Raw genomic sequence first — 23,483 nt, forward strand, 5'->3', positions numbered from 1 at the left:
GTGAGCACGACGGACCACTTTCCTTGCCGCTTGGAGACTCTGACCAGTCCACGGCTGTGTAGGGCCTGGCAGCTGAGTTTGTACCCAGTTCCTTCCCATACGCCGTCAGCGCAGCCTCGGCCGACCCATTGCAGCACCTGTTGCTGCCGTTCGTTGACCTGTTGTGGCACTTGAACTCCCCACCGCACGAATACCTCACGGGCATGTTCTCAGCCCCGCTCCGCCCGGCGCGGTCGGAAGAGACTGAGGGGTGGGCTGACGGCGGCGAAGATTCGGACAGATGTAGGCATGGCTGCTTGTGGTGGCTAGGCTCGCAGTCGTTCGCTGGTGGCCGCCGTGGACGCTCGCTGGTCGGCCTGTGGCGTGTGCTGGCCGTTTCCTGATCATCCGAGGAGGCGGCCGTGGCTAGTACGCGTGCCCGTACTAGCCTGGCTTTCCGTACGGAGGCGTTCCCGTGTCTCGGGCAGGCGAAGGCTGGTTAAGCCTGGCGATCCCGCTTGGCTGTGGCCAGGAAGGTTTCGGAGAGTGGACCGTGTGAACGGTGAGCCGCTCGTGCTTCCGGTGATGGGTGCCTGAGTGTAAGCAGGGGCATGCAGAGGCACCGCAGACGAGGGTGTCGGTTCGAAACGAGAGCGGGTTGCTTCATGCCGGTCGTGGCGCGAGAACAGATGGATGTCGTCGCAGGTGCGCTGGCTCCCTGCGACCTCGTGCCCCGGGAGGCGAAGCTCGCGCTCGTGGAGGCCTTCGGCGTCGAAGCCGTTGTGGCCTATCGGTCTGACGTGCGCGAACTGGAGCGGCGGGCAGCTGCTGGAATGCCGCCACTGACGCGACCTGACGTGCTGGACCTCCTTATGTCGCTGCCCTTGGGCGAGCCCGTTCCTGCCGACTCCCTCGGCGAGAGGGAGCGGCGGGTGCTGAAGTCACTTCCGAAGGGCGCGGCAGTCCGCAGGGACGGGTCGATCACCCGCCGAGCGGCGCATCCTGTCCACATAGACATGGCGTTCGTGCCCGGCCGAAGCTGGGAGTCGGCGATGGAGAAGGCCGAGCGATTTACTCCGTTCTGTTCTCGCGCGGTAGTGGTGGAGGGCGCATTGCGGCGCAAGGATGATGCCGTGCTGCGCGCGGACTTCTTCGGCATCGGCCTTCTCACGCAGCAGGGGGAATCGGTGGAAGTGGTAGTCCCGCCACGTCCCTTCGTACGCAGGCGCCACACCGTCGCCGGCTGGAAGTTTCTGGAAGACGTTCACCGTCAGCTCTCCTGAACTGCCGGCCCCCTGCCCGCTACGAGGCGATGGGAAGCGTCGCCCATGCCTTGAGCGGCGCGGGCGCCTGGAATCCGGACCTGGGGCTGGCGCCCAGGCCGATACGCTGGTTCTCCAACGCGTAGCGGTCGATCGCGGCCGCGCACTTGTCGCGCCACCACGACTTGCGCGAGGTGCCTGGCTGGTAGCCGGCCATTTCGGTGACCCAGTCGCTCCAGGTGAGGACGGTGTGGTTGTCGGCCTCGCGTCGGGTTTCGCCGTCAGGCAGGTAGAACCGATCAAGGCTGCGTCCGTCGCACTCCTCGCAGGAACAGGTTGCGGGATCGGCGTTGCTGTACAGCCTGGCGAGCGACACAGCGCCCTTGAAACACATGAGCTCCGGCATCAGCACGTTCGGGTAGGTGGGGCCCGCCTTGTTGGTCTGGGCCTTCTCGCCGGGCGGGATCGCGTGGCGAAGTGAACTCTGCACGCCGATGCCGGCGCAGAAGGCGCCATGCGCGACCGCATCAAGCGCAGCGAGGTCGGTCCGCAGGAGCGCCATGTGCTCGACTTCGGCCAGCAGCCGGCGCAGATTGGCGGGGATGTCCTTCGTCTGCTCCAGCGGATCGAACTGACGGAAGAGGACGAGAGCCTTCGGATGCCGGATCTTTGTACAGACCGCGATGAGTTGGCCGATGTTCTCGCGGTTCAGCCACGTGACGTCGATGGGGAGCGTTACGACGGTGTCGGCGCGTTCGATCTTGTTGGCCTCGCGTATCACTGCCTTGAGCGTCTTGGAGTCCGCGGTCGGAATGTAGCCGGTCGGAGTCAGTGCTGCGCTCGCTCCGCGCGCCTTCTGGAAGGCCAGCGAGGTGTCCACCGAGGCGAACAGCTCGTCGGTGGGCACCATGAACGGCTCGTCCGCCGTCGCGGTATAAGCGGTGTAGGGGGCGCTGTCGATCAGCAGGGTGCCTTCGTAGCCGGCCGTGCTGCGAAGGTGGAAGGCCCGTTCGTCGGCTTTGGCTCCGGTCATCACGACACCGCTGAAGTCGTCATCGAGCGCGGGCCGCGGGCGCGGAAGGTTGACGGCGTTTTCGTGGAGCAGAACCCGCCCTTGGAGAAGAGGCGCGGCGGCAACGGTGTGGTCGAGCGTCTTCAGGGCGGGCGGTCGCTCACCCGGGGACGGGGTGTTGCTCATGAATCACCTCGCAGAAGGGTCCGGTACGTCCTTGTGTCCGGACGGAGAAGAAGCGCACAAGTAGATCTCGTGGAACTCCTCGCGACCCAGGCCCGCCAGGTGAGCGGTCTCGGTCGGACTGAGGTGGAGCTGCTCTTCAAGCCGGGTCACGGCTCGAGCGAGATGGCGCGGGGTTTCGCGCCGAATGATGGTCGGTTCGTTGGTGCGGTAGCCGAGTGCCGACAACTCGACGATGAGCGTGCGGTATTGCCATTCAGTGACAACGCCCAGGTCCATGGCTCGCCTGATGAGAGTCGCCATGGACACCCCCCACCGCGCCTTGAGATCCAGCAGCCGCGATACGTCGATGCCTGGCTTCAGTTCGGGTAGGACGACCTCGTGGGGCATGAGGAATTCGGCAGCGAACCGATTGGCTTGATCTTCCTGCACGCGTCCCTCGCCGGGCTCGTCGTGCATCACCAGGTGACCCAGCTCGTGCGCGAGACTGAAGCGGGAACGGTCAGCCGGGGTAGTGGAGTTGAGGAGCACCAGGGGCGCTTTGTCCGCAGGCCACTGGCTCACCGCGTCGAGCGCGGTGGTGCAGAGGTCGCGGACCACGACCAGTGCGTCGGCGTCTTCGAGCAGGGCGACCATGTCGTCGACGGGACCCGCGGGGACGCTCCACTCCGCGCGCACCGACTCCGCCGCGTCCGCAGGGGTATCGAAGTCGTTGACCTCGATACGCCGGAACTGGATGGGGAGATGGAAGTCTGTTGCCTGGGTCAGGGATTCGACCTGGAGGCGGGTGAGAGCCAACGTCGCATGGATCCGACGCAGGGCGGGCGCCCCCAGGGAGGCGCGCTTGCGGTGGTGAACCAGCCCGACGCCGGCCTCGGCAGTGTCAGACGTGCGGCACAGCAGGTCGGGCGTGTAGCGGAGTGCGTCGGCGAACAGCTGCACGCGCGCATCCTTGACGGGGATGCGGCCGGCCTCGGCTCGGCTCACGTACCCCTGCGTGATGCGGGCGCCTTCAAGTCGTGACAACTCGCTGGCAAGTTCGGACTGTGTCCAGCCGCGCGAGTCGCGGGCCAGCGTGAGCATGGCGGGATCCGCAACCAAGCTACTTCGGTCGTGCACGGTCCACCTCCAGCCCTGGCGATGTCAACTCTCAAGAGAGTGCACGGCTTTATACCGAGGAATATTCCGCAGGTGATCCGACGGAAGTGTCGTGGTTCCAGGTGTACCAGGCCCAGGCCCCACTGACAGTCTGGCTCTGATCGGCCGTGTCGTGCGTGCCGCCGATCAGTACGCGCCGGAGAACGTGAAGCCCCGGTCTCGCCAAGGGGCTTGGTGGGACCGGGGCTTGTGGAACTGTCGCGAGAGGGCGTTGGTTTGGTGGGCGGTCAGCGGGATATGAAGTCGCGCAGCTCGCGCTGGAGGGCGGCCTTGGGCTTGGCTCCGACGATGGTCTTGGCGACCCTGCCGCCGACGAAGACGTTCATCGTCGGGATGGACATGATCCCGTAGGCGGCGGCCGTTTCGGGGTTCTCGTCGATGTTCAGCTTGACAATCTTGATTTTGCTGCCGTGTTCGGCGGCGATGGCCTCCAGTGACGGGGTCAGCTGGCGGCAGGGGCCGCACCAGGGGGCCCAGAAGTCGACGAGTACCGGCTTGTCGCTCTGCAGGACGTCCTGGAGGAAGGTCTTGTCGGTGACGTTCTTGAGGGCCACGGTGCGGCCTCCTCTCGTGTGTGGTCAGCGCTTGTCGGCGAGGGCGGCGAGGTAGCGCTCGGCGTCCAAGGCTGCGGAGCAGCCGGTGCCGGCCGCGGTGATGGCCTGGCGGTAGGTGTGGTCGACGACGTCGCCGGCGGCGAAGACGCCGGGGAGGCTGGTGCGCGTGGACGGTGAGTGGACCTTGAGGTAGCCCTCGCCGTCGAGGTTGAGCTGTTCGGTGAACAGCTCGGTGCGCGGGTCGTGGCCGATGGCGATGAACAGGCCGGTCACGTCGAGGCGCTGGGTCTCTTCGGTGACGAGGTTGCGGACGGTGAGACTGGAGAGCTTGCCGTCCTTGTCCTCGAGCTCGGTGATCTCGCTGTCGAAGAGGAAGGAGATCTTGTCGTCCGCGAACGCGCGGTTCTGCATGACCTGGGAGGCCCGCAGGGTGGAGCGGCGGTGGACGATGGTGACCGAGCGGGCGAAGCGGGTGAGGAAGGTGGCTTCCTCCATGGCGGTGTCGCCGCCGCCGACCACGACGATGTCGCGGTCGCGGAAGAAGAACGCGTCGCAGGTCGCGCACCAGGACACCCCGCGGCCCGAGAGGTCCTCCTCCTTGGGCAGGCCCAGCTTGCGGTAGCCGGAGCCGGTCGCGATGATCACGGCCTTTGCGCGGTGGACGGTGCCCTCGGAGTCGGTGACGGTCTTGATGTCACCGGTCAGGTCGACGGAGACGATGTCGTCGTCGATCATCTCGGCGCCGAAGCGCTCGGCTTGGGCCCGCATGTTGTCCATGAGGACCGGGCCGTCGACGCCCTCCGGGAAGCCCGGGAAGTTCTCGACCTCCGTGGTGGTCGTCAGCGAACCGCCCACGAAGATCGCGCCGCCGAAGACGACGGGCTGAAGGTTGGCGCGGGCGGTGTAGAGGGCTGCGGTGTATCCGGCAGGGCCGGAGCCGATGATGATGATGACGTTGCGTATGCCGTCACCGGCGGTGGTCGTGTCGGTCACGGGGTCAGGCCTGCTTCTTGGCGTCGATCTCGGCGATCAGGCCCTCGATGAGGTCCTTGATCTCGTCGCGGATGGGGCGGACGGCTTCGACGCCCTGGCCGGCGGGGTCTTCGAGCTGCCAGTCGAGGTAGGTCTTGCCGGGGAAGTACGGGCAGGCGTCTCCGCAGCCCATGGTGATGATGTAGTCGGACGCCTGGGCGGCTTCCGGGGTGAGGACCTTCGGCTTCTGGTCGGAGATGTCGATGCCCAGCTCGGCCATGGCGGCGACGGCCGAGGGGTTGATCTTGTCTCCGGGGACCGAACCTGCGGAGCGGACCTCGACGCGGTCGCCGGCGAGGTGGCGCAGGAACCCGGCCGCCATTTGGGAGCGGCCCGCGTTGTGGATGCAGACGAACAGGACGGAGGCGGCAGGAGCGGAGGACATCTGTTCTTCCTTGGGGTGAGAGCGACTGCGGTGGAGAAGGGCGTGGGCCGGGACGCTCAGGGGGCGAGCTGGGTGAGGAGCTCGGTGATGTGGGCGTCGATGGCGTCGCGGACGACGGCGATGGGTGCGCCGTCGGGGTCGGCGACGGGCCAGTCGAGGTAGCGGCGTCCGGGTACGACGGGGCAGGCGTCGCCGCAGCCCATCGTGATCACGATGTCGGCGGCCTGGACGACTTCTTCGGTCAGCGGCTTGGGGTAGGCGTCCGAGAGGTCGGCGCCCGCCTCGGTGAGGGCCTGGGCGATGTGCGGCTCGACCTCGTCGGCGGGGTGGGTGCCCGCGGAGGAGACGGTGACGCGTTCGCCTGCCCGGTGGGTGAGGAGGGCGGCGGCCATCTGGGAGCGGCCGGCGTTGTGGCTGCACACGAACAGGACCCGCGTCGGGCCGCTCGTCAGGCCCTGGGTGTGGGCGAGGGCGTCCAGGCGCTCGGCGGTCAGCCGTTCCGCGAGCACGACCAGGTGCGTACGGATCCGGGCGTGCTCGGCGAGACGTCCGTAGGAGTCGGCGAGCAGGCCCAGCACGGTTTCCGGCGCGAAGCGGCCGGAGTAGCGGGTGGTGAGGCGGGCTGCCCCCGCGGCCAGGCGTTCGTCCGGCAGGAGGGGCGAAGAAGAGGGGGTGGGCATGGCGATCCCGTTCAAAGGAGCCAATAAGGTCAGGCCGGGCTGGTGTCAGCCCCAACTGATGTGACAGTATCAGCACATGATGACGTCAGTCGACACTGAACTGATCCGAGTCCTGGCAGACCCCCTCAGGCTTCAGATCGTGACCCTGCTCTCCCGCGAGACGCTGTGCACCACGCACCTCGTGGAGGAGACCGGTGCCAAGCAGACCAACCTCTCGAACCATCTGAAGGTGCTCAGAGAGGCCGGGGTCGTGGAGACCGAACCGTGCGGCCGCTTCATCTACTACAGACTCCGCCCGGAAGTCATCGAGGCCATCGCCGGCCAGTTCGCAGGGCTCGCGCAGGCCGCGCGTGCCACGTCTGAAGCGAACATCAAGCGGTCCTGCCCATAGTCTGCTTTGCCCCTCACCTGCCCGAGGAGAACCGTTGTCCGTCACCGAGCCCGTCGTCGCCCCGGCAGCGGCGCCAGGCATAGTCGCCGACGCGTCACAGTCCACACCTGTGGCGAGCGCCAGCCCGTTGGTGGCGCGCGCCGCCGCCGAACTCGTCGGGACGGCCGCGCTGGTCGCGGTCGTCGTCGGGTCCGGCATCCAGGCGACGAAGCTCACCCAGGACGTCGCGCTGCAGCTGCTGGCCAACTCCACCGCCACGGTCTTCGGCCTGGGCGTCCTGATCGTCCTCCTCGGCCCGGTCTCCGGAGCCCACTTCAACCCGGTGGTCAGCCTCGCCGAGTGGTGGGCCACCCGCCGCACCGGCGGCGGAGTCACCGCCCGTGACCTGGCCGTATACGTGCCCGCACAGATCGTCGGCGCGATCGCGGGCGCCATCCTTGCGGACGCGATGTTCGGCGAGCCGCTGGTGAAGTGGGCGACCCACGACCGCTCGGCTGGCAATCTGCTGCTGGGTGAGGTCGTCGCTACGGCCGGTCTGATTCTGCTGATCTTCGGGCTGGCCCGCACCGACCGCCTGCGCTTCGCGCCGGTCGCGGTGGCCTCGTACATCGGCGCGGCGTACTGGTTCACCTCTTCCACTTCCTTCGCGAACCCGGCCGTCACCATCGGCCGCGCCTTCACCGACACCTTCGCGGGCATCGCCCCGGCCTCCGTGCCGGCGTTCGTCGGTGTGCAGCTCGTAGGCGCGGTGGTGGGCCTGGCCCTGGTGGCGGTCATCTTCATGCGAGGCAAGACGGCGACCGCCGGAGCGCCTGCGGCATGACGCGGTCCACGGGTGTGGTGGTGATCGGCGGTGGCCAGTCCGGGCTTGCCGCCGGCTACCACCTGCGCCGCCTGGGCATCGAGCACGTCATCCTCGACGCCCAGACGGCACCCGGTGGGGCCTGGCAGCACACCTGGGACTCGCTGCGGCTGTTCTCTCCGGCCGCGTACTCCTCGCTGCCGGGCCGCTTCATGCCCGCCCAGGAGGGCGAGGTGTATCCGGACGCTGCGCACGTGGTCTCGTACCTCGCCGATTACGAGAAGCGGTACGAGCTTCCCGTCCAGCGGGGCGTGTGGGTCTCGGCCGTCCACCGCGACGGCGAACACCTGCGGGTGGAGACCGACTCCGGCGACTGGCGGGCCCGCGCGGTCATCAGCGCGACAGGCACCTGGATCCGGCCCTTCCTGCCCGCTGTCCCCGGGCGGCGCGAGTTCCAGGGCCGACAGCGCCACACCGTCCAGTACCGGAGTCCGGACGAGTTCGCCGGGCAGCGGGTGATCGTGGTGGGTGGTGGGAACTCCGCTGCCCAGATCGCGGCCGACCTCGCACCCAGCACCGAGTTGACCTGGGTTACCCAGCGTCCGCCGCGCTACCTGGCCGACGGCATAGACGGCCGGGCCCTCTTCGATTCCGCCACCGCTCGCCGCCAGGCGCTGGACGCGGGCCGTGCGGATACCGGCGGGGTGGGCTTGCTCGGCGACATCGTCGCCGTGCCGCCCGTCCGCGCCGCCCGCGATGCAGGGCTCCTGCACGCGAAGCCGATGTTCACCCGTCTCACCCCCACCGGCGTCGAGTGGGCCGACGGTTCCTCCGCCGAGGCCGACGCCGTCATCTGGTGCACCGGCTTCCGCCCCGCCCTCGCGCATTTCGCATCGCTGCGCCTGCGCGGCACCCGGGGCCACATCGCGACCGTCGGCACGCGGGTCGTCGACGAGCCGCGGCTTCACCTGCTCGGCTACGGTGACTGGACCGGCCCCGCCTCCGCCACCCTCATCGGCGTCGGGCGCCCCGCCCGGGACGCCGCCCGCGAGATCGCCGACCTGCTCACCTCCTGAACACGTACGGCAGCCCTCGCTTGGCGGATCAGGTGGTGGAGCCCTGGCGGGACTCGGCGGAGGTCTCCTTGACGGGGTTGAACGGGGTGGGGGTTACGGGGCCGGGTTAGGCGACCAGGGGGACGAGGAATCCGCCGGCCAGTGCGAGGGCGAAGACCGAGGTGGCGAAGGTGGTCAGGCGCTTGGGCTTGAACAGCTTCGTGAGCAGGGCCATCTCGGGCGGGCTGATGGCGGCCGCCGCGATGACGAAGGCGAAGACGGCGCCGAGGTTCATGCCGCGCTCCATGAGGGCGAAGCCGATGGGGAGGGCGGTCTCGGCCCGCATGTAGAGGGGGATGGCGATCAGCGCGGCGAGCGGGATCGCGTACCACTTGCCGTCACCGGCGGCGGCGGCCATCAGGTCGGCGGGCACGGCCCCGTAGATCAGGGCGCCGACCGATACGCCGATCAGCATCGGCTTGACCATGGGCTTCAGCTCGACCACGGACTCGCGCCAGGCGCCGGGCATTTCGGCGCGCAGGCCGCGCCAGGGAACGTACTCCTTCTCCTGGCCGCCGGAGACCCGTACGCGATTGACCTGCGACGCGAAACCGGCGCGGTGCATGCCGTGCGCGATGAGCAGGGTCCCGATCGAGGCGACCACGGTGAAGCTGACGGCCATCTTCCAGCCGAACAGCGCGCCGACGGCCACGAACACGAACGGGCCCAGGATCGGCGAGGAGATCAGGAACGCCACGGCGGCGGAGAACGGCACTCCCGCACGCAGGATGCCGGCGAGGACCCCAGTGATGACGGCGAACGTCTGGAGAACTTCGAGGACGTGCTTCACGGGTGGTGCACCTCAGGGCTTGCAGACATCGCTGTGCCGTCCCACCGGCGTTGACGCACGGGCTGGTGGGTGGGGGTGAGTTCAGTCTTGGGGCTGTACGGAAGGCCGGGCGGGCGCCCGGCTCAGGTCACTTCACTGACAGGCGCGGCACCCTCGGGCGCTTGGGCGGCGAGGCTGGCCAGGAACTGGACGGGGCCGCCGAGCTCGGCGCAGCACAGGGAGTAGACGTTGCTGCGGCCGCGCGGCTTGGAGCTGATCAGCTCCTGCTCGCGCAGGGGGGCCAGGTGGTGGCTGACCAGGGTCTGGCTCAGCCCGGTGGCCTCCTGGAGCTCCTTTACCGTGCGGGGGCGTTCGGCGATCAGCAGCATCAGGGTCAGGCGGGTGTCGTCTCCCAGGGCGCGGAGCTTGGGAGCCAGCAGCCGGGCCCGGTCACCTTCGGAGAGCAGGGCCGCCGGGGTGGTCACCGCGACCGGGAGAGTCGTTGTCATACCCCGACGCTAACACCACCACCCACCCCTATCAACAGCAAATACTGTTGATAGGGGTGGGTGGTGGCAACTAGGGACGTTCGACCTGTTGCGCCCGTGCCCTATGACCCGTCAGCGACTGTCGGCTCCCCCGCACGGGAAGCAGCGCACGCTGCGGGCCGGCGTCTCGACGGGCGGCGCGAGGAAGGGGCGCCGGTGGACCTCGCGCGTGACGACGCGTGCGTGGTTGGCGCACACGGCGGCGCCGCAGGCACAGCAGATACCGACGGCCGGAGTCACCGCTCCCTGGGCGTGGCAGTCGAGGCAGTGCATCAGCGCACCCCTCCCGGCGTCGCCACCCGGCCCGCCGCGAACCTCTTGCGCCAAGCGAGGGATACGTAGACCAGGCCGATCAGGACCGGGACCTCGATGAGGGGTCCGACGACGCCGGAGAGGGCCTGGCCGGAGGTGACGCCGAAGGTGGCGATGGCGACGGCGATGGCCAGCTCGAAGTTGTTGCCGGCCGCCGTGAAGGCGAGGGTCGCGGTGCGGTCGTAGGCGAGGCCGATGGCCTTCCCGAGGGCGAAGGTGCCGAACCACATCAGCGCGAAGTAGACGAGGAGCGGGAGCGCGATCCGGGCCACGTCCAGGGGCTGCGAGGTGATCGTCTTCCCCTGGAGGGCGAAGAGGATGACGATCGTGAACAGCAGCCCGTACAGGGCCCAGGGGCCGATCTTCGGCAGGAACTTCGCCTCGTAGGCGGCGCGGCCGAGCTTCTTCTCGCCGACGCGGCGGGTGAGGAAGCCCGCGAGGAGCGGGATGCCCAGGAACACGATCACGTTGAGCGCGATGTGCCAGACCGGGACGTCCAAGCCCTGGCCGTCGTCGAGTCCGAGCCATCGGGGCAGCAGGTCGAGGTAGAACCAGCCGAGCGCTCCGAAGGCGATGACCTGGAAGACGGAATTCAGGGCGACCAGGACGGCGGCGGCCTCGCGGTCGCCGTAGGCGAGGTCGTTCCAGATGATGACCATGGCGATGCACCGGGCCAGCCCGACGATGATCAGCCCGGTCCGGTACTCAGGAAGGTCAGGCAGGAAGATCCAGGCCAGCGCGAACATCAGCGCCGGGCCCACGACCCAGTTGATGACCAGCGAGGAGACCATCAGCTTCCGGTCGCCGGTGACCGCGTCGAGCTTGTCGTACCGGACCTTGGCCAGCACCGGGTACATCATGACCAGCAGCCCGATCCCGATGGGCAGGGAGATCCCGCCCACCTCCACCTTCGCCAGCACGTCGTTCAGGCCGGGGATCAACCGGCCGAGCCCGAGGCCGACTCCCATGGCCAGCAGGATCCACACGGCCAGGAAGCGGTCCAGGGTGGACAGCTTGGCCACGATCGAGTGGTCCTCGGCGCCCGGCGGCTGCACGGCTGGGCCGGGTTGGGTCGTGGTCATAAGAGCACTCGCTTTCGATGTGGAGGGGTGACGTACGCGGCCACGCGATCCGCCCTCGGGGAGCGGCAGCCGACGCGCCCCCGTCGGGGGCATGGGCGCAGGCCGATCACATCAGCACCTGGTGAAGTCAGCCTGCACTGACACTCTCATATCAGTCACGCCTGATGCCACCCAACACTGACATCAGGGCCGAATGGCCCAATCTGAGGGCGAATCGCGCCGTCGGGGCGGCGCGGCATCAGGACTGTGGGGCGGGGGCGGGACCCTCCGGGCTCTCAGGCGTGACGGGCGAGTTTGACCGCGGAGACGAGCAAGATCGCGGCGAGCGCGGGAATGAGGACCAGGTCGGAGAACACGCCGAGCAGCAGGCCGCCCAGGACCGCCCCGGTGATCGAGCCGGCGACCATGACCACAGCGAAGCGGCGATTGGCGCCCAGCACGGCGAAGCTGCCGTCGCGGCTGTAGCGGGCGAAGGCCACCAGCATGGTCGGCAGCGACACCAGCAGGGACATGCTTCCGGCCGTCTTGATGTCCAGCCCGAAGAGCAGCACGATCGTCGGGATGAGCAGCTCGCCGCCGGCGACGCCCATGATCGCGGCGACCACCCCGATACCGAAGCCGGCCACCACGCCGATCGGCACCTGCGCCGCTAGGGGAAGCGCGAGTGAGTCCAGGGTGGTGGTGTGCGTGACGACCAGGGCGGCGGCCATGAGGACCATCAGGCCCGCCAGCACCTTGTAGAGGGTGGCGCTGCGCATCCGTACCGCCCATGAGGCTCCGGCCCACGCGCCGAGCAGGCTTCCGGCCAGGAGGTTGGCCGCGACGGGCCAGTGCGCGGCGACTTCAGAGGCGGCGACCGCTGCCATGCGGGCTGGGAGTGCGACCAGGACCACGACCAGGCTCATCGCTTTGTTCAGGATGACCGCACAGAGCGCGGCGAACCCGAAGAGGCCGATCAGCAGCGGCAGGCGGAACTCCGCGCCGCCCAGGCCGATCATCCCGCCGAGGATGCCGATCGCCGCTCCGGCACCGAACACCAGGGGCGTCGAGTGCGTCGAACGAGGCGGGGCGAGATGCTGATCGGTGCTCATTTTGGGCATCTTGCCCGGTGGCGGGCCCTGTCCGCCATGGACCGGCCCCACCTTCAGGGAAAGGAACCGGGCTCTCGCCCCGGACTCGTCCGGACCTCTGAATGCGGCCGACCGCGCACCGTGCGGTGACGTGCCGGCTTCGTGCCGTCAGTCGATCTTCGGGCTGCGGCGTTCCAGGAGGACCACGTCGCGCCACATGCCCCGATGCAGGCCGATGCGCTCGCGGGTGCCGATGACCCGGAAGCCGGCCTTCTGGTGGAGGGCCAGGCTCGCGGTGTTCTCGGGGAAGATGCCGGACTGGATCGTCCAGATGCCCGCCGGCTCTGTCGAGGCGATCAGGGCATCGAGCAGGGCGCGGGCGACCCCGCGGCCCCGGGCGTCGGGGTGGACGTAGACGGAGTGTTCGACCACGCCCGCGTACGCGTCCCGGTCGGAGACCTTCGAGGCGGCCACCCAGCCGAGCAGCCGCCCGTCCGGGCCGATGGCGCCGAAGCGGTGCCCGTCGAGCCTTGCCGCGTCGAACTCCGCCCAGCTGGGGGCCTCCTTTTCGAAGGTGGCGTTGCCCTCGTCGATGCCGGCTTGGTAGATGGCCAGGACCTGATCCGCGTGTGCCCAGGTCAGAGGCTCGATGCGGAAGTTCACGCGCCGGCTGCCCGGGTGAGGAGGGCGCCCATGGCGGCCAGGACGGCGGGCTCGACCCGGTAGTAGACCCAGGTGCCGCGCCGCTCGGAGGACAGCAGGCCGGCGTCCTTGAGCTTCTTCAGGTGGTGGGAGACCGTCGGCTGGGAGACGCCGACATCGGAGATGTCGCAGACGCAGGCCTCGCCGCCCTCGTGGGAGGCCACGGCGGAGAACAGCCGCAGGCGCACTGGGTCGCCCAGGGCCTTGAACATGACGGCGGTCCGCTCGGCCTCCTCGGCGGTCAGTGGGCGCTCCGTCAGGGGCGGGCAGCACGCCGCGGCTGCTTCTGGCTCCAGCAGCGGCAACACCTTCGTAGTCATGCCCCCATCATCCGCGGAAATTCGACAGATGTCTATGTTGACGAACGTCGATCCAGGGTTGATGCTTGAGGCGTCAGGACATCGACGAACGTCAAAACAACCGGGGAGACTGCCGTGACCACCGTGACCGCATCCACCGAGACCCTGCCCGTCGTCGTGATCGGCGCCGGCCCGATCGGACTCGCCGCGGCCGCCCGCCTCGTCGAGCGCGACATCGAGCCCCTGGTCCTAGAGGCCGGACCGGCCGCCGCGTCCGCCGTCCGCGACTGGTCGCACGTACGGCTCTTCTCCACCTGGTCCGAGGTCGTCGACCCGGCCGCCGAGAAGCTCCTCGCACCCACCGGGTGGGTCAAGCCGGACGGCGCCACCTACCCCTCCGGCGGCGACTGGGCCGAGCTCTACCTCCAGCCCCTGGCCGACCTCCTCGGCGACCGCGTCCGCTACAACGCCACCGTCACTGGCGTCTCCCGCACCGGCCGCGACCGCATCGTCGACGCCGACCGCGAGACCCAGCCCTTCGTCATCCACCTCACCAGCCCCGACGGGCACGAGGAGCGGATCTTCGCCCGCGCCGTCATCGACGCCTCCGGCACCTGGTCCACCCCCAGCCCGGTCGGCGCCAGCGGCCTGCACGCCCTCGGCGAGCGCGCCGCCTCCGACCGGATCTCCTACCGCGTCCCCGACCTGAAGGACCCCGCCGTCCGCGCCCGTTACGCGGGCAAGCGCACCGCCGTCATCGGCTCCGGCGCCTCCGCCTTCACTGCCCTGGCCTACCTCGCCGACCTCGCCAAGAGCGAGGAGGGTGCCGGTACGCACGCGACCTGGATCCTGCGGCGCGGCATCAGCGGCTCCACCTTCGGCGGCGGCACCGCCGACCAGCTCCCCGCCCGTGGCGCCCTCGGCCTCGCCGCCAAGGCTGCCGTCGACGAGGGCCACGCCGACGCGGTCACCGGCTTCCGCACCGACGCCATCGAGCGCGACGGCGAGCGGCGACTCGTCCTCGTCGCCGAGGACGGCCGACGACTCGACCCCGTGGACGAGTTCATCGTCCTGACCGGGTTCCGCCCCGACCTCACCTTCCTCGGCGAGCTCCGCCTCGGCCTCGACGAGCGCCTCCAGGCCCCGACCGCACTGGCCCCGCTGATCGACCCCAACCAGCACTCCTGCGGCACCGTCTACCCGCACGGCGCGGTGGAGCTCTCCCACCCGGAGCAGGACGTCTACCTCGCTGGCATGAAGTCCTACGGCCGCGCCCCGACCTTCCTGGCCATGACCGGCTACGAGCAGGTCCGCTCCATCGCCGCCGCCCTCGCCGGCGACCAGGAAGCCGCCGAGCGCGTCGAACTCACCCTCCCGGAGACCGGAGTCTGCGGTGGCGCGGGCCTCTTCGACCAGCCCGCAGCAGCCGAAGAGACCGGCGGCGGCTGCTGCGCCGCCCCGGCCACCCTCACCATCGGAGCCCCCGCCTCCTCCGGCGGCTGCTGAAAGGCGTGCAACGCACCCAGGCCGCCCCGGCCGCGACCGGGACGGGGGTCCAGTCGCGGCCGCGCGCCGCGTTGCCCGCCCTGTGCGTCACCCAGATCACCAGCTGGGGGATCGTCTACTACGCCTTCCCCGTCCTGGGCTCCCGGATCACCGCCGACACCGGCTGGTCCCCGGCCGCCACTACCGCGGCCTTCTCCGCCGCCCTGCTCATCTCCGCCCTGGCGGGCATCCCCATCGGCCGGATCCTCGACCGCCGGGGGCCGCGAGCGGTGATGACGGCCGGCTCGGTGCTCGGCGCGCTCGCCCTCCTGGTGATCGCGGCAGCGCCCAATCTCGCAGTATTCAGTGCGGGTTGGCTGCTCGCCGGCGTGGCCATGGCGGCCACGTTCTACCCGCCCGCCTTCGCCGCCCTCACCCGCTGGTGGGGCCCCGACCGCATCCGCGCCCTGACGATCGTCACCCTCGCCGGCGGACTCGCCTCCACCGTCTTCGCACCCTTGACCGCACTCCTCGCCGACCACATGAGCTGGCGGGCCACGTACACGGTCCTCGCGGCTGTCCTGGCCGCGATCACCATCCCCGCGCACGCCCTGGCGCTCCGCGCCCCGTGGCCGGACGCCCCACCACCTGCGCCCACCACCGATCACACCCCCGTTCCCCGCAGCCGCCCCTTCCTCCTCCTGGCCGCGGCCTTCACGCTCTCCAGCTTCGCCATGTACGCCGTCGTCCTGGGCCTCATCCCGCTCCTCGCCGAGCGAGGCGCCACGCCCATCCAAGCCGCCTGGGCCCTCGGACTCGGCGGAGCGGGCCAGACCCTCGGCCGGCTCTACTCAGCCCTGTCCGCCCGCACCTCCGTCACCACCCGCACGGCCACCCTCATCGCCCTCGGCGGCGCGACCACCGCAGCCCTCGCCCTCGTCCCGGTCCCGTACCCCTGCTGATGATCCTCGCGGTCCTAGTAGGGCTTGGTCAGGTTGGTGTTGGTGTGGGTGTGCCGCGGTGACAGGTGGGGCATACGCCGGTCCATGTCGCGAGGAGGGTCTGGAGCTCGCGGACGATGCGGTAGAGGCTCAGGCCGGCGCCGTGTCTTTTGGGGCTCTGGCCAGTCGTTGCAGGGTGCAGAAGGCATGGGCCACGGAGACGAGGGTGACGTGGTGGTGCCAGCCGTTCCAGGTGCGGCCCTCGAAGTGGGCCAGGCCCAGGGTCTGTTTCATCTCGCGGTAGTCGCCTTCGATGCGCCAGCGGAGCTTGGCCAGGCGGACCAGGGTGGTCAGCGGGGTGTCGGCGGGCAGGTCGGAGAGCCAGAACTGGACGGGTTCGGTCTGGCCGGCCGGCCACTCGGCCAGGAGCCAGCACTCGGGAAGCTCCGGGCCGTCGACCGCTTGGCGGACCTCGCGTCCGGCAGGCCGGATCCGCAAGGTCACGAACCGCGAGTACATTCGCTTGAAGCCACTGCGGCCTGTGCCGGGCCGGGATCCCTCACGCCATTGCACCGGCTTCGCCGCCTTCCGGCCCGCCCCCATGACCAGCTGTTTCACCGACTGTGGCTTGTCCGGGTACTTCGCCACCGGCGGCCGTCCGGTCCCGGAGTACGGCTCGGTCACCGGCACCGCCTGGCCGGGCTGGGCCGAGAGGGTGGTGGAGATTCCCACGACGTAGTTGAGGCCTTGGGCCTGCAGGCCGTGCCGGAAGGCCGCGGCATCGCCGTATCCGGCGTCCGCGACGGCCAGCGGCACCTCGATGCCCCACGAGCGGGTCTCATCGAGCATGTCGAGCGCGAGCTGCCATTTCTCCACATGCCCGACGTCGTCGGGGATCTGGCAGGCGGCGCGGCGGGCGGCCTTGTCCGGGTCCGCCTTCGGCGAGAAGGGGTCCCAGGTCTCCGGCTGGAACAGCCGCCAGTCGACCGCCGCCGACGCGTGATCGGAGGCCATGTGCAGGGAGACGCCGACCTGGCAGTTCGTGACCTTGCCCGCGGTGCCGGTGTACTGCCGCGACACGCACGCCGAGGCATTGCCGTCCTTGAGGAACCCGGTGTCATCGAAGACCAGCACGGTGGGCCGGATCGCCTTTTCCATCCTCCAGGCCAGCCGGGCCCGCACATGCGCCGGATCCCACGGGCTGGTGGTGACGAAGTGGGCCAGGGCCTGGCGGTTCCCGTCCTCGCCCAGCCGGGCGGCCATCGGCTCGACCGACTTGCGCTGCCCGTCCGTGAGCAGGCCCCGCAGGTAGACCCGACCCCACCGACGCTGATCATTACGCGCGAACGGCTCGAAAACCTCCGCCGCAAAGTCCTCCAACTCACCACGCACAGAAGCAATCTCGTCCGGAGTCACACCCTCTCAACGCAACACCGCACCAGAAGGAAACGCTCAACCACAACCAACCTGACCAAGCCCTACTAGGTAGAGCGTGGTGCCGGAAGGGTCCTTGCGCAGCAGGCGGTTGCCTTCAGCGTCGTAGACGTACTCCGTGACCTTGGTGCCCTCGGTGACCTTGGTGAGCTGTCCTTCGGTGTCCCATTCGAGCTTCTGCTCGGAGTTGCCGATCTTGCGGATGGTGGTGTTGCCGGTGGCGTCGTACGCGTAGGAGTCCTTGCGGGTCCCGGTGGGCTCCACGCTGTCGACACCGCTCAATGCGTGCGGCTGGTTGCCTTTTGCGGCCGGGTAGGTGTAGGTGCGTCGGCTTTCACCGCTGCCGACGTCGTGTTTGGTCTCGCTCGTGCGGTTGTCCGTGGGGTCGAAGGTGTAGGAGTGCCAGTAGGGAGTGACTCCGCCGACGGTGGCCGCGGAAGGACCGCTCGAGCAGCTCTCCTTGGCGGTCCAGCCCTCGGTCATACGACGCAGGTAGTCGTAGCGGAAGCACTGGGTGTCGCGGGTCGTCTTCTCGCGCAGCTCGCTGAGGGAAGTGATGTTGTCCGCAGGGTCATAGGTGTAGTCGACTTCGGACAGTTCGAACGGTGCGACCTCGCGGTTCGCGAAGGACTTGGTGACCCGGCGGGTGGAGTCGTCCAGGTAAGTGGTGTGGATCATCCGTTTGCCCTTGGCGCCCTGCATGTACTGCATGATCTCGCCGAAGGGTGTGTACCGGGTGCTGCTGATGTACTCGGCCGAGCCCTTGAGGGTGCTGGGCATGCCCGTCGCGTTGTAGGCGAGGTCCAGCTTTTTTTTCCGAGGGGAGACCGCCGACGGCGGGAAGGTGCACCGAGGCGGGGTCACCGGTGCTGTTGTAGTCGATCTTCGACTCGTAGCTTCCGGAGAGCGTGCCCTGCCCCTCCGGGACCGTGACCATGTGGGAATCGACACCGACCGCCGGACAGCAGAAGATCGCCTCGCTGGCGCGGAGCGCCCCCGCAGCGCGGGACGGCAGCGCCCCTGCGGCCACAGACGGCAGCGCCTCCACGGCGTGGGAACCAGGTCTGAACGCTAAGCAGGCCGCGATGGCCACCAAGGTGGACGGCTCCACACTGAAGGTGGTCCCGGACCAGAAGATCCTCAGGGGCAAGGACACCGTCTTTCCGGTCTTCATCGACCCGTGGATGAGCGGTGGCCGGATCGCCTGGAGTCGGGTGTACAAGAAGTTCCAGGACACCGCGTACTGGAACAAGAACGAACTGGCCCGGGTCGGCTACGAGAACGAATCCAACGGACTCTCCCGGTCGCTCTACCGGATGGATACAGTCGGGTTCGCTGGCAAGAACGTCATCCGGGGCACGTTCTCCACCCAACTCGAATGGTCCTGGTCCTGTGAAGCCCGGCCGGTTCAGCTGTGGTCCACTGGCGCGATCAGCTCCAGTACCACGTGGCGAACCCAGCCAGCCTGGAACCAGCACCTGGCTACCGTGAACACGGCCAAGGGATGGGGCCCCAACCGCCCGGCTGGTCAGACGTCACCCTGGGGCTGAAGGCGGAGAACGAGACTGACACTCACGGCTGGAAGAAGTTCCTCAACAGCACCACCCTCTCCATCGAGTACAACCAGCCGCCGAACACTCCCGGCGAGTTGCACATGACACCACAGCTCACGCCCCACGGCTACATCGGCAAGACCAACCTCGCCAGCGGCGTGCACCTGCGCGCGCGAATCTCCGACCCCGACAGCGGAAACGTGACGGCCCGGTTCCGCGTGCACTACGTCGACCGCGGAGGCTGGTTCAACGAAGCCACCGTCACCGTCCCCAGTGGCGGTCTCGCCGACTTCCGCATCCCGGACGGATGGCTGCCCTGGGACGAGTCATACCACTGGGAAGTCCAGGCCGACGACGGCACGAGCACATCCCGCTGGGAAGGCGGCGGACGGTTCACGGCAAAACGGACCGCACCACCCGCCCCGAAGATCGACATCGACCCGGACAAGGGGATCGCCACCTTCACCGCAGAAGGCGCAGAGGGCGGAGAACACGTCCAGACCTACCGGTTCGGCATCAACACCGACCAGCCCACGCGACGAGTTGAGGCCTGGCACGGGCAGGCCACCGTGCTGCTGCCGAAGATGGGTGAGGGTCGCTACGAGCTCAAGGCCTACGCCACCGACAAGGCAGGCAACGACTCCGAGGCCACACTCAACAGCGGCATCCAGTGGGACGACAACGACACGGCCACCTCGCTCGCGGACGCCACCACGACCCAGGGCGGTCAGCTGGTCGCCGTCGCCGAGGGACACGTGTGGCACGGGTTCACCGGGGGCAGCGTCCAGGGCACCGCATCCGAAACCGGTGACCTCCCGAACGTCGAACAGGTCGCCACGATCGGCACCGACGGACAGCCCCACGTCCTCGCCCTGTCCAACGGCAAGATCCACCATGCCGTCCGGCCACCCGCGGGACAGTGGCAACGCTGGGGAGACGCCACGACCGCCGGCGGCGGACTGCCCCACGTGACGCAGATGGCCGCCCCCCAGAACGGCGCGAACATGGTCATCGCGGCGGTCGCCGACAATAAGGTCTACCTGACGACCCGCTACCCCGATCGCTGGGACAGCTGGCGGCTCGTTCCGGGGACCCCTGCGCAGATCGACCAGATCACCCTTGCCACGGTAAACAATCAGCCGAACATGGCGATCCTCTCCGAGGGCCGGGCACACTACGCGGCCCAGACCGCCGCAGGGAACTGGCAGACCTTCACCCAGCTACCCATCGCCACCCCGCTGGCCTCGATTGAGGCCGCCGCCAGCGCCGGCACCGGCGCAGAGTTCCAGCTCGGCGCAGCATCTGAGGGCCGGATCTACCACACCACCCGCCGAGCCGACGGTACCTGGACCGCGTGGGGAGATGTGACCACCGTCGTCGGCGACCCCGGCTACACTCGCAAACTGCTCGCAACTACGGCCGGAGACGGCTTCCGCCTCACCGCCATCGCCAACGGCACCATCAGCCAGACCACCCGCACAGCCAACGGCCACTGGAACGGTTGGAAGGACATCTACCAGCCGTAACGCCGCGCCCGGTCGGTCGACGTGGACGGCGAGCTGTACGTGAACGGCAGGGCGCTGACGGATCAGTGGGCGGCGCAGCTGCGCGACGATCTGCCTGACCTGGCCTCGGACGTGGTCAGGCCCCAGGCCGACGTGCGGAGTGGCAGGACGCGCTGCCGGGGGACCGCTCCTTCGAACTGATGGGAGCGGCCTGTAGATCCGAACTGCCACGGCGTGCCTTGATCGGCCACCGTTTCCTCTGCTGCTGCGTAACCCCCGCGACCCGGTTGGCGTTGGAAGGGGCGACAGGTGCACTGTTCCGACGCCCCACGGCGGGACGCGTGCGGGTGATGGCCTCGACTCAGCTCTCTGTGTCGGGGCCATCGTCGTTCCCGCCCTCCGGGCGAGGCGCCCGGAGGGCGGGCCGCGCCGGTCGGCACGTTTCTCTCACGGCAGGGGGGACTGGAGGGGGCTTGACCAGGACCGTCCGGTCCGGTAACTGGGGAGTAAGGAGAGCAACCCGTACGAGCCGTTCGGAGCGTGGCCTGAGCTCGTACGGATTGACCGCGGCCTGGACTTCGCCCCCGCGCGGTCAAGCAGGTTCTCGGCGGCTTGGCCGTGGTCATAGACCGCCTGCCCGCCTTTCAGCCCACCGCAAGGGCAAGGTGGAGCGGCGGAAACTCACGATCGGCCAGATGCTGATCTCCCGGTTCCGCAGCTTCACCGGCGGCAGGCTGTACGGGACTCCACAGCCGCTCATCGCGCTGCCGAGCAGGCCGCCGACGGGTGTGGCGCTCGGGGTGGCTGATACGGCCACGGCCGTTGGGTACGGCGGCCATGAGCGGTAGGGGTGGCTCCCGTTCGCGGGCAGAGCGGAGTGCGGGAGACTCACCAGTCATGAGCCAGTTACTGCGAACCCAGACAGCGGCCGTGAGTATTGGCCACAGCCAGCTCTACATCTGGGATTGTGGCTCTGAGAGGGCGTTTCATCCCGTTGTTTCATCCCGGATTGCCGGGTTGAGTGCGATTCTTAGACCACGCCATGTGGGGGTGGATTCGGCGGTGAGTCTGCGGGTCATGAGGTTGATCATCGCGAGGTGGATCATGGCTTCGGAGCGGTGTGGACGGGCTTCGTAGTCTCGGGCCAGCCGGCGGTGGTTCATGAGCCAGCCGGTTGGGTCGGCCGCGCGGCGAGGTGGTCTGCCGTGGCAGGTCCTTTTCCGCGCGGCCTCCCGCCGAACCGGACGTGATGGTTTCCCGATCACCGGCTCTCCAGTGATCACCGCGTGAGCGATTCAGCCGATCGTGTGACATGAATACGGTCATGACAGCTGACACAGGCCACAACTGTCTTGCGGCGCCGGTCGAGCATGACGCGCGCCCAGTCGGACGGTGGCCATCCGGAATGCGCGAGATCGGCACGTGCACGGATGTGATGTACCTCGACATCCCCGATGCTTCCGCAGATCTCACAGGTATCCGCCAGAAGCCTTGTGATCAGCTCCTTCTGCGGGTAGTCCACCCAGGCTGGGCGACGGTCGACGACTTTTGCCGACCGTTGCTGCTGGAGTGGAATTCCACCGAACCTCGCCACCAGTGGATTCCTGTTCTTCCGCTCGATGCGGGCCTCGAAACAGACTCGGGGCCCGTTGGGCGTGTCGATCCTGGCCTTGTGTCTGGCTGCCATTTTCGACACGGTCGAGCGGTGCTTGGCCGCGAGGGTCTTGAGCATGGAGGTCTCCATGACCCATTGCATGCGGTGCAGCCGGAAAACATCTCCGGCAAGCAGGTAGTACTGGACGATGCCCCGGTAGACCGCTCCGTAGGTCGCAACGATCGCGTGATCGCCGCTGTTGATCAGAGCGTTCCTCCGCGCGGGTTTCCCGCAGAACAGGTAAGGGGCACATTTGGCCTTGATCACGTCACGTGGGACACGTAGGGTGATCTGGCCGTTGACACGACGGTAACGGCCAGTCTTCTTCGTGTCGTTGTGCTGAGTCGTGATCTCATAGCCGAGGAACCTCGCGGCCCCGGTACGGGCATGGGTGATCAGCGTTTTGTCCTGGGACAGTTCCAGTTTGAGTTCGTCGCGCAGGAACTTCGCCAGGCGGTGCTTGATCTGCTCGGCCTCGGTTTTCGGTCCGGTAAATCCGAGGAGGTGGTCGTCCGCGTAGCGGATGTAGCGCAGCCTCCGGTACCCCGGATCGTTCGGATCCGAACTCGGCAGGCTGACCATCTGCTGACGAAGCGCCCGGGCTTCTGCCTGGTCGCCGCGCCGGCGGGCTTTCGCCAGGAGGTTCTGCAACTCCAGATAAACGGGATTGCGGGCCCGGCGGGCTCCCCGGCTGTATTCCGGGATCAGAACTTTCTCGACCAACTCGTCCAACTTGTGCAGGTAGATGTTGGACAGGACCGGGGATGCCACTCCGCCTTGCGGCGCTCCGGAGAGCGTGGCCCCCCACTTCCAGTCCTCCAGGTATCCGGCCGTCAGCATGTTGCGCACCAGCCGCAGAAACCGCTGGTCATGGATCTTCTCGCCGAGGATCGCCAGCAGGACCTGGTGGTCCAGGCTGCCGAAGCAGTCGGCGATGCCGCCCTCGATGAACCAGGATGTCCCGGTCCACGTGTGGGCCGCCTCCCGCAAGGCGGTGTGGCAGCCCCGGCGGGGGCGAAATCCATGAGACCGGTCGGAGAACACCGGATCGTAGTACGCCTCCAGCAGGAGGCGGACAACTTCACCGACGAGTTTGTCCGACCAGGTCGGCAATCCCAGCGGACGTGTCTTCCCATTCTTCTTCGGGATGAACACGCGCCGGACCGGGCGGAAGCGGTATCGCTCGTGACGTACCGATTCGATGATCCGGCTGATCTTCCGCTGAGACATGCCGTCCACGGTTTCCGGCGTGACCCCGGGTGTCATCGCGCCGTGGTTGGCGTAGATGCGACCGTAGGCCATCAGATACAACTGCGGATTGAACAGCTGTCGATACAGTTCATCGCACGGCAGGCCTTTCCTGCCGCGTTCACGCAGGACACCCAGCACCGTTTTGGCGCTCTGCATTACGCATACCTCCCAGGTCTCGGTGTCCGAATCACCTGGCCCCCTTCGCCCTGCGGACGGCTTTCCCTCCCCCTTGGCCGGTCGTGACTCCGGCGACTACTACGAGGCCTCCGTCGCCATAGGACTCGCATCCCGTAGGCGATCCCACGTTCGTCCCTGTCTGTACGTT

At 68.4% G+C, this 23,483-nt stretch carries 24 protein-coding genes and 2 pseudogenes; 9 read left to right on the forward strand and 17 right to left on the reverse strand.

The window, feature by feature from the left end; translation table 11 throughout:
- Nucleotides 1-644 precede the first annotated feature (644 nt).
- Nucleotides 645-1,262 (forward strand): hypothetical protein, encoded by a 618-nt coding sequence (locus ACFWP3_RS37600; RefSeq protein ID WP_384230424.1) that lies wholly within the window; start codon nucleotides 645-647, stop codon nucleotides 1,260-1,262.
- Between the two features lie 19 nt (nucleotides 1,263-1,281).
- Here the strand turns inward: ACFWP3_RS37600 and ACFWP3_RS37605 are convergent, their stop codons facing one another.
- The 6 genes from ACFWP3_RS37605 to ACFWP3_RS37630 all read right to left on the reverse strand — a co-directional run bounded on the left by ACFWP3_RS37605 (nucleotide 1,282) and on the right by ACFWP3_RS37630 (nucleotide 6,245).
- Nucleotides 1,282-2,439: a hypothetical protein gene (locus ACFWP3_RS37605; protein WP_384230427.1), complete on the reverse strand. Its 1,158-nt coding sequence runs from the start codon at nucleotides 2,437-2,439 to the stop codon at nucleotides 1,282-1,284.
- Nucleotides 2,440-2,442: 3 nt separating this feature from the next.
- Entirely contained in the window at nucleotides 2,443-3,519 is a 1,077-nt protein-coding gene (locus ACFWP3_RS37610; protein WP_384230429.1) for an ImmA/IrrE family metallo-endopeptidase, read from the reverse strand.
- Between the two features lie 302 nt (nucleotides 3,520-3,821).
- Nucleotides 3,822-4,148 carry a thioredoxin gene (gene trxA, locus ACFWP3_RS37615; RefSeq protein WP_384230432.1) on the reverse strand — a complete coding sequence of 109 codons (327 nt, stop codon included), beginning with the start codon at nucleotides 4,146-4,148 and terminating at the stop codon, nucleotides 3,822-3,824.
- 24 nt (nucleotides 4,149-4,172) lie between these two features.
- Nucleotides 4,173-5,141, reverse strand: a complete 969-nt coding sequence (trxB, locus tag ACFWP3_RS37620; RefSeq protein ID WP_384230435.1) for a thioredoxin-disulfide reductase — start codon at nucleotides 5,139-5,141, stop codon at nucleotides 4,173-4,175.
- A gap of 4 nt (nucleotides 5,142-5,145) precedes the next feature.
- Entirely contained in the window at nucleotides 5,146-5,565 is a 420-nt protein-coding gene (locus ACFWP3_RS37625) for an arsenate reductase ArsC (protein ID WP_384230437.1), read from the reverse strand.
- 56 nt (nucleotides 5,566-5,621) lie between these two features.
- Nucleotides 5,622-6,245 (reverse strand): low molecular weight phosphatase family protein, encoded by a 624-nt coding sequence (locus ACFWP3_RS37630; protein ID WP_384230440.1) that lies wholly within the window; start codon nucleotides 6,243-6,245, stop codon nucleotides 5,622-5,624.
- Nucleotides 6,246-6,321: 76 nt separating this feature from the next.
- Between ACFWP3_RS37630 and ACFWP3_RS37635 the strand changes: the two genes are divergently transcribed.
- Genes ACFWP3_RS37635 through ACFWP3_RS37645 form a run of 3 tightly spaced genes read left to right on the forward strand, consistent with a single transcriptional unit; the run spans nucleotide 6,322 to nucleotide 8,514 of the window.
- The gene (locus ACFWP3_RS37635; RefSeq protein WP_330296862.1) at nucleotides 6,322-6,636 is read left to right on the forward strand and encodes a metalloregulator ArsR/SmtB family transcription factor; all 315 of its coding nucleotides are present in this window, start codon (nucleotides 6,322-6,324) and stop codon (nucleotides 6,634-6,636) included.
- A 34-nt stretch (nucleotides 6,637-6,670) separates the two neighbouring features.
- The gene (locus ACFWP3_RS37640) at nucleotides 6,671-7,459 is read left to right on the forward strand and encodes an aquaporin (protein ID WP_384230443.1); all 789 of its coding nucleotides are present in this window, start codon (nucleotides 6,671-6,673) and stop codon (nucleotides 7,457-7,459) included.
- A complete protein-coding gene (locus tag ACFWP3_RS37645; protein ID WP_384230446.1) occupies nucleotides 7,456-8,514 on the forward strand; it encodes an ArsO family NAD(P)H-dependent flavin-containing monooxygenase in 1,059 nt (352 codons plus the stop codon). Before ACFWP3_RS37640 ends, ACFWP3_RS37645 begins: the two co-directional genes overlap by 4 nt.
- 106 nt (nucleotides 8,515-8,620) lie before the next feature.
- Here ACFWP3_RS37645 and ACFWP3_RS37650 read toward each other — a convergent pair whose 3' ends face one another.
- The 7 genes from ACFWP3_RS37650 to ACFWP3_RS37680 form a co-directional block, all read right to left on the reverse strand.
- A complete protein-coding gene (locus ACFWP3_RS37650; protein ID WP_384230449.1) occupies nucleotides 8,621-9,343 on the reverse strand; it encodes a permease in 723 nt (240 codons plus the stop codon).
- A gap of 122 nt (nucleotides 9,344-9,465) precedes the next feature.
- On the reverse strand, nucleotides 9,466-9,831 hold the full coding sequence (locus tag ACFWP3_RS37655; RefSeq protein WP_384230452.1) for an ArsR/SmtB family transcription factor: 366 nt from the start codon (nucleotides 9,829-9,831) through the stop codon (nucleotides 9,466-9,468).
- A gap of 111 nt (nucleotides 9,832-9,942) precedes the next feature.
- A complete protein-coding gene (locus tag ACFWP3_RS37660) occupies nucleotides 9,943-10,143 on the reverse strand; it encodes a DUF2180 family protein (protein WP_384230454.1) in 201 nt (66 codons plus the stop codon).
- On the reverse strand, nucleotides 10,143-11,264 hold the full coding sequence (arsB, locus tag ACFWP3_RS37665; protein WP_384230456.1) for an ACR3 family arsenite efflux transporter: 1,122 nt from the start codon (nucleotides 11,262-11,264) through the stop codon (nucleotides 10,143-10,145). Before arsB ends, ACFWP3_RS37660 begins: the two co-directional genes overlap by 1 nt.
- A gap of 275 nt (nucleotides 11,265-11,539) precedes the next feature.
- Complete coding sequence (locus tag ACFWP3_RS37670; RefSeq protein WP_384230458.1) at nucleotides 11,540-12,355, reverse strand: sulfite exporter TauE/SafE family protein; 816 nt, start codon at nucleotides 12,353-12,355, stop codon at nucleotides 11,540-11,542.
- Nucleotides 12,356-12,502: 147 nt separating this feature from the next.
- On the reverse strand, nucleotides 12,503-12,997 hold the full coding sequence (locus ACFWP3_RS37675; RefSeq protein WP_384230461.1) for a GNAT family N-acetyltransferase: 495 nt from the start codon (nucleotides 12,995-12,997) through the stop codon (nucleotides 12,503-12,505).
- A complete protein-coding gene (locus ACFWP3_RS37680) occupies nucleotides 12,994-13,356 on the reverse strand; it encodes an ArsR/SmtB family transcription factor (RefSeq protein WP_384230463.1) in 363 nt (120 codons plus the stop codon). The genes ACFWP3_RS37675 and ACFWP3_RS37680 overlap by 4 nt, the downstream gene beginning before the upstream one ends.
- Before the next feature lie 114 nt (nucleotides 13,357-13,470).
- On the opposite strand from ACFWP3_RS37680, the gene ACFWP3_RS37685 reads away from it, so the two are divergent.
- Together ACFWP3_RS37685 and ACFWP3_RS37690 are read left to right on the forward strand one after the other, a co-directional pair.
- Nucleotides 13,471-14,841, forward strand: a complete 1,371-nt coding sequence (locus ACFWP3_RS37685; protein ID WP_384230465.1) for an NAD(P)-binding domain-containing protein — start codon at nucleotides 13,471-13,473, stop codon at nucleotides 14,839-14,841.
- A pseudogene (locus ACFWP3_RS37690) lies at nucleotides 14,838-15,808 on the forward strand (MFS transporter); the annotation flags it as partial. The gene ACFWP3_RS37685 and the pseudogene ACFWP3_RS37690, both read left to right, overlap by 4 nt.
- A 103-nt stretch (nucleotides 15,809-15,911) precedes the next feature.
- Here ACFWP3_RS37690 and ACFWP3_RS37695 read toward each other — a convergent pair.
- Together ACFWP3_RS37695 and ACFWP3_RS37700 are read right to left on the reverse strand one after the other, a co-directional pair.
- On the reverse strand, nucleotides 15,912-17,177 hold the full coding sequence (locus ACFWP3_RS37695; RefSeq protein ID WP_384230468.1) for an IS701 family transposase: 1,266 nt from the start codon (nucleotides 17,175-17,177) through the stop codon (nucleotides 15,912-15,914).
- Nucleotides 17,178-17,213: 36 nt separating this feature from the next.
- Nucleotides 17,214-18,059: a hypothetical protein gene (locus ACFWP3_RS37700; RefSeq protein WP_384230470.1), complete on the reverse strand. Its 846-nt coding sequence runs from the start codon at nucleotides 18,057-18,059 to the stop codon at nucleotides 17,214-17,216.
- A 71-nt stretch (nucleotides 18,060-18,130) separates the two neighbouring features.
- Here ACFWP3_RS37700 and ACFWP3_RS37705 point away from each other — a divergent pair, with 71 nt between their 5' ends.
- The 3 genes from ACFWP3_RS37705 to ACFWP3_RS37715 all read left to right on the forward strand — a co-directional run bounded on the left by ACFWP3_RS37705 (nucleotide 18,131) and on the right by ACFWP3_RS37715 (nucleotide 21,101).
- A complete protein-coding gene (locus tag ACFWP3_RS37705) occupies nucleotides 18,131-18,745 on the forward strand; it encodes a hypothetical protein (RefSeq protein ID WP_384230473.1) in 615 nt (204 codons plus the stop codon).
- A complete protein-coding gene (locus tag ACFWP3_RS37710) occupies nucleotides 18,700-20,274 on the forward strand; it encodes a hypothetical protein (protein ID WP_384230476.1) in 1,575 nt (524 codons plus the stop codon). Before ACFWP3_RS37705 ends, ACFWP3_RS37710 begins: the two co-directional genes overlap by 46 nt.
- 674 nt (nucleotides 20,275-20,948) lie before the next feature.
- A complete protein-coding gene (locus ACFWP3_RS37715) occupies nucleotides 20,949-21,101 on the forward strand; it encodes a hypothetical protein (RefSeq protein ID WP_384230478.1) in 153 nt (50 codons plus the stop codon).
- Nucleotides 21,102-21,239: 138 nt separating this feature from the next.
- Here the strand turns inward: ACFWP3_RS37715 and ACFWP3_RS37720 are convergent.
- A pseudogene (locus tag ACFWP3_RS37720) lies at nucleotides 21,240-21,425 on the reverse strand (hypothetical protein); the annotation flags it as partial.
- 107 nt (nucleotides 21,426-21,532) lie between these two features.
- Nucleotides 21,533-23,314, reverse strand: coding sequence for a reverse transcriptase domain-containing protein (locus ACFWP3_RS37725; RefSeq protein WP_384230480.1), 1,782 nt, complete (start codon nucleotides 23,312-23,314; stop codon nucleotides 21,533-21,535).
- Between the last annotated feature and the right edge of the window lie 169 nt (nucleotides 23,315-23,483).

This window comes from Streptomyces sp. NPDC058525, assembly GCF_042719495.1.
Classification (GTDB): Bacteria; Actinomycetota; Actinomycetes; order Streptomycetales; family Streptomycetaceae; genus Streptomyces.

What these genes read in the sequence shown, in the direction of transcription:
- ACFWP3_RS37600 (WP_384230424.1), top strand. Translation starts at nt 645, where the DNA reads ATGCCGGTCGTGGCGCGAGAACAGATGGATGTCGTCGCAGGTGCGCTG.
- ACFWP3_RS37605 (WP_384230427.1), bottom strand. Translation starts at nt 2,439, where the DNA reads ATGAGCAACACCCCGTCCCCGGGTGAGCGACCGCCCGCCCTGAAGACG.
- ACFWP3_RS37610 (WP_384230429.1), bottom strand. Translation starts at nt 3,519, where the DNA reads ATGCTCACGCTGGCCCGCGACTCGCGCGGCTGGACACAGTCCGAACTT.
- ACFWP3_RS37625 (WP_384230437.1), bottom strand. Translation starts at nt 5,565, where the DNA reads ATGTCCTCCGCTCCTGCCGCCTCCGTCCTGTTCGTCTGCATCCACAAC.
- ACFWP3_RS37630 (WP_384230440.1), bottom strand. Translation starts at nt 6,245, where the DNA reads ATGCCCACCCCCTCTTCTTCGCCCCTCCTGCCGGACGAACGCCTGGCC.
- ACFWP3_RS37635 (WP_330296862.1), top strand. Translation starts at nt 6,322, where the DNA reads ATGATGACGTCAGTCGACACTGAACTGATCCGAGTCCTGGCAGACCCC.
- ACFWP3_RS37645 (WP_384230446.1), top strand. Translation starts at nt 7,456, where the DNA reads ATGACGCGGTCCACGGGTGTGGTGGTGATCGGCGGTGGCCAGTCCGGG.
- ACFWP3_RS37655 (WP_384230452.1), bottom strand. Translation starts at nt 9,831, where the DNA reads ATGACAACGACTCTCCCGGTCGCGGTGACCACCCCGGCGGCCCTGCTC.
- ACFWP3_RS37660 (WP_384230454.1), bottom strand. Translation starts at nt 10,143, where the DNA reads ATGCACTGCCTCGACTGCCACGCCCAGGGAGCGGTGACTCCGGCCGTC.
- arsB (WP_384230456.1), bottom strand. Translation starts at nt 11,264, where the DNA reads ATGACCACGACCCAACCCGGCCCAGCCGTGCAGCCGCCGGGCGCCGAG.
- ACFWP3_RS37670 (WP_384230458.1), bottom strand. Translation starts at nt 12,355, where the DNA reads ATGAGCACCGATCAGCATCTCGCCCCGCCTCGTTCGACGCACTCGACG.
- ACFWP3_RS37680 (WP_384230463.1), bottom strand. Translation starts at nt 13,356, where the DNA reads ATGACTACGAAGGTGTTGCCGCTGCTGGAGCCAGAAGCAGCCGCGGCG.
- ACFWP3_RS37705 (WP_384230473.1), top strand. Translation starts at nt 18,131, where the DNA reads ATGTGGGAATCGACACCGACCGCCGGACAGCAGAAGATCGCCTCGCTG.
- ACFWP3_RS37710 (WP_384230476.1), top strand. Translation starts at nt 18,700, where the DNA reads ATGGGGCCCCAACCGCCCGGCTGGTCAGACGTCACCCTGGGGCTGAAG.
- ACFWP3_RS37715 (WP_384230478.1), top strand. Translation starts at nt 20,949, where the DNA reads ATGCTGATCTCCCGGTTCCGCAGCTTCACCGGCGGCAGGCTGTACGGG.
- ACFWP3_RS37725 (WP_384230480.1), bottom strand. Translation starts at nt 23,314, where the DNA reads ATGCAGAGCGCCAAAACGGTGCTGGGTGTCCTGCGTGAACGCGGCAGG.